Origin of the sequence: Mesorhizobium sp. M1E.F.Ca.ET.063.01.1.1, from assembly GCF_003998155.1 — a bacterium.
Classification (GTDB): Bacteria; Pseudomonadota; Alphaproteobacteria; order Rhizobiales; family Rhizobiaceae; genus Mesorhizobium.
In genome coordinates this window covers 1-3153 of the sequence record NZ_RZSC01000677.1, presented here as the reverse complement: position 1 = coordinate 3153, position 3153 = coordinate 1, and the positions used below count along the sequence as shown (strand labels likewise).

Genomic DNA, 3153 nt, shown 5'->3' with positions numbered 1-3153 from the left:
GCCGACACGGCCGCGCAACTGATAGAGCTGGGCCAGGCCGAACATGTCGGCACGATGGATGATCAGCGTGTTGGCGGTCGGGATGTCGAGGCCGGATTCGACGATGGTCGTCGACAGGAGCACGTCGTACTGGCCGTCGTAGAAGGCATTCATGATGTCGTCGAGTTCGCCGGCCGGCATCTGCCCGTGGGCGACCGCCACTTTCAGCTCCGGTACGGATTCCCTCAAGAAATCATGGATTTCGGCAAGATCGCTGATGCGCGGCACGACATAGAAGGAATGGCCGCCGCGATAGCGCTCGCGCAGCAGCGTCTCGCGGATGACCAGCGGATCGAATGGCGAGATGAAGGTGCGCACCGCCATGCGGTCGACCGGCGGCGTGGCGATCAGCGACAGTTCGCGCACACCGGTCAGCGCCAGTTGCAGCGTGCGCGGGATCGGCGTCGCCGACAACGTCAGCACATGCACGTCGTTCTTGAGCTCCTTCAGCCGCTCCTTGTGCTTGACGCCGAAATGCTGCTCCTCGTCGATGATCAGCAGGCCGAGATTCTTGAACGAGATCGAGCTGCCGAGCAGCGCGTGGGTGCCGACCACGATGTCGACCGTGCCTTCGGCGATGCCTTTCTTGGTTTCGGCCAGTTCCTTTGAGCCGACCAGGCGCGACGCCTGCGCGATGCGGATCGGCAGGCCGGAGAAGCGCTGCGAAAAAGTTTTGAAGTGCTGGCGCGACAGCAATGTCGTCGGCACCACCACCGCGACCTGGAATCCTTCCATCGCCCCGATGAAGGCGGCGCGCAGCGCCACTTCCGTCTTACCGAAGCCGACGTCGCCGCAGACCAGCCGGTCCATCGGCTTGCCGGCGCCGAGATCGTCCATGACGGAATCGATCGCCGTCTGCTGATCGTCGGTTTCCTCATAGGGAAAGCGGGCGGCGAACTCGCCATAGAGGCCTTCAGCCGGGATCATAGTCGGCGCGGCGCGCATCTGCCGCTCCGCGGCGATGCGGATCAACTGCCCGGCCATATCGAGCAGGCGCCGCTTCAGCCGCGCCTTGCGCGCCTGCCAGGCGCCGCCGCCGAGCTTGTCGAGCGCGGCTTCCGCCGAGTCCGACCCGTAGCGCGACAGGAGCTCGATGTTTTCCACCGGCAGAAACAGGCGGTCGTCGCCGGCGTAGTGGATTTCGAGGCAGTCATGCGGCGCGCCGACCGCCTCGATGGTGCGCAGGCCGACGAAGCGGCCGATGCCGTGATCGGCATGGACGACGATGTCGCCTGAAGACAGCGACGTGGCCTCCGCGATGAAGTCGGAAGCGCGCTTCTTGCGCTTCGAGCGGCGGATCAGCCTGTCGCCGAGAATGTCCTGCTCGGCGACGACGACCATGCCGTCGGTCTCGAAGCCCGATTCGAGCGGCAGCACGGCGAGCCCCGCCTGCCCCGGCTCGAGCTTTTCAACCTCGGCAAGCGTCGCGACGGGCTTGAGGTTGCCGAGATGGTGTTCGGCGAGGATCTGGCCGAGCCGGTCGAGCGAGCCTTCGGTCCAGCCGGCGACGACGACACGGCGTCGCGCGGCGCGCTCGTCGGCGATGTGCTTCACCACGACGTCGAAGACGTTGATGTTGGGGTCGGCGCGCTCCTCGGCGAAGCGGCGGCCATGCCGCGAGCCGGCATGGAAGACTTTTCTGCCGCCGACATCGGGCGCATCGAAGACGGTGAAGTCGATGTCTTCGCGCGGGCCGAGCGAAGCTCTGAGGTTCTCCGGCGAGAGGTAAAGCAGGTCCGGCGCCACCGGCTTATAGGGCACCGCATCCTTCAGCGCGCCGTCGGCCTGCTTGCGGCGAGCCTCATAGTGGTCGAGGATCAGCGTGTGACGCTCGGCCAGCGCCTCATGCGCCAGATGATCGAAGACAACCGGCGCATCCGGCAGATAGTCGAACACCGTCTCCAGCCGTTCGTAAAAGAAGGGCAGCCAGTGCTCCATGCCGGCGAAGCGGCGCCCTTCGCTGACCGCGGCGTAGAGCGCGTCGTCGCGCGACGGTGCGCCGAAAGCCTCGATATAGGAGCGGCGGAAGCGGCTGATCGTCTCCGGCGTCAGCGCCACCTCGCTCATCGCCTGCAGCGCCATCGACTTGCGCTGTCCGGTGGTGCGCTGGGTCGCCACGTCGAAAATACGGATCGATTCCAGCGTGTCGCCGAAAAAGTCGAGCCTCAGCGCCTCGCTCCAGCCGGGCGCGAAGAGGTCGAGGATGCCGCCGCGCACAGCGAATTCGCCGACGTCGCGCACGGTCGGCACGCGCTCGAAGCCGGAGGTCTCCAGCCGCGCGATCAGCACCTTCATGTCGATCTGGTTGCCGGGCCTGGCATGGAAGGTCTGCGCTTCGATCAACCCGGCCGGCGGTATGCGCTGAAGCAGCGCATTGGCGGTGGTGAGGATCACGGCGCGATGCGGCTTCCTGGCGAGCGCAATGATGGCGGAAAGCGCGTCGAGCCGCCGCGCGGCGGCATCCGCGCCGGGCGACACACGGTCATAGGGCAGGCAGTCCCAGGCGGGCAGTTCCAGCACCGGCAGGCCGGGCGCCGCGAAGGCCAGCGCTTCGATGATCGCCGGCAGCCGCTGGCCGTCGCGCGCGACGAACAGCACCGGCTTGTCGGGTGCGATCTCCTGCGCCGTCCGCACCAGCGCGAAGGCTTCATAGCCGTCGGCGACGCCGTCGACGACGAACTGGCCGGCGCGGCCCTTGGGCAGGCCGATGGAAGGGATGAGGCTCATGGGTTATGCGTTTTTCACAATGTCATGGTCCGGCGCGACGCCAGGATCTTGTGCAGCACCGCGCAATCGATATCGGGCGGAACCGGGCGTTCGCCGGTGATCATCGGCAGGAATTCGGTGTCGGGGATTTCGAGGAGCTTTTCATATTGGTCGATTTCGTCGCCGGTCAAGGCGCCGATCTCGGCATCGGCGAAGGAACCGAGTATGAGGTCCATCTCGCGCATGCCGCGGTGCCAGGAGCGGAACAGGAGCTTACGCCGGCGGGCATCCAACCCCTCGCTTGATCGCTGTGTTCCGGTCATTGCGCCGCATCCCTGTTCGAGCGGCGCATATAGCGTGGATAGCGACCGGTGTCAGCCTTTGCGCTGCGGCCGTCGCGACATAAGC

Annotated in this window: 2 protein-coding genes; both read right to left on the bottom strand. The window is 66.2% G+C overall.

Going from position 1 to position 3153, the window contains the following annotated elements:
• The coding region (locus EOA29_RS30410) for a transcription-repair coupling factor (RefSeq protein ID WP_145969883.1) at positions 1-2766 on the bottom strand (2766 nt) is incomplete at its 3' end.
• Positions 2767-2780: 14 nt separating this feature from the next.
• The gene (locus EOA29_RS30405) at positions 2781-3068 is read right to left on the bottom strand and encodes a succinate dehydrogenase assembly factor 2 (protein ID WP_126093504.1); all 288 of its coding nucleotides are present in this window, start codon (positions 3066-3068) and stop codon (positions 2781-2783) included.
• Positions 3069-3153: the final 85 nt, after the last annotated feature.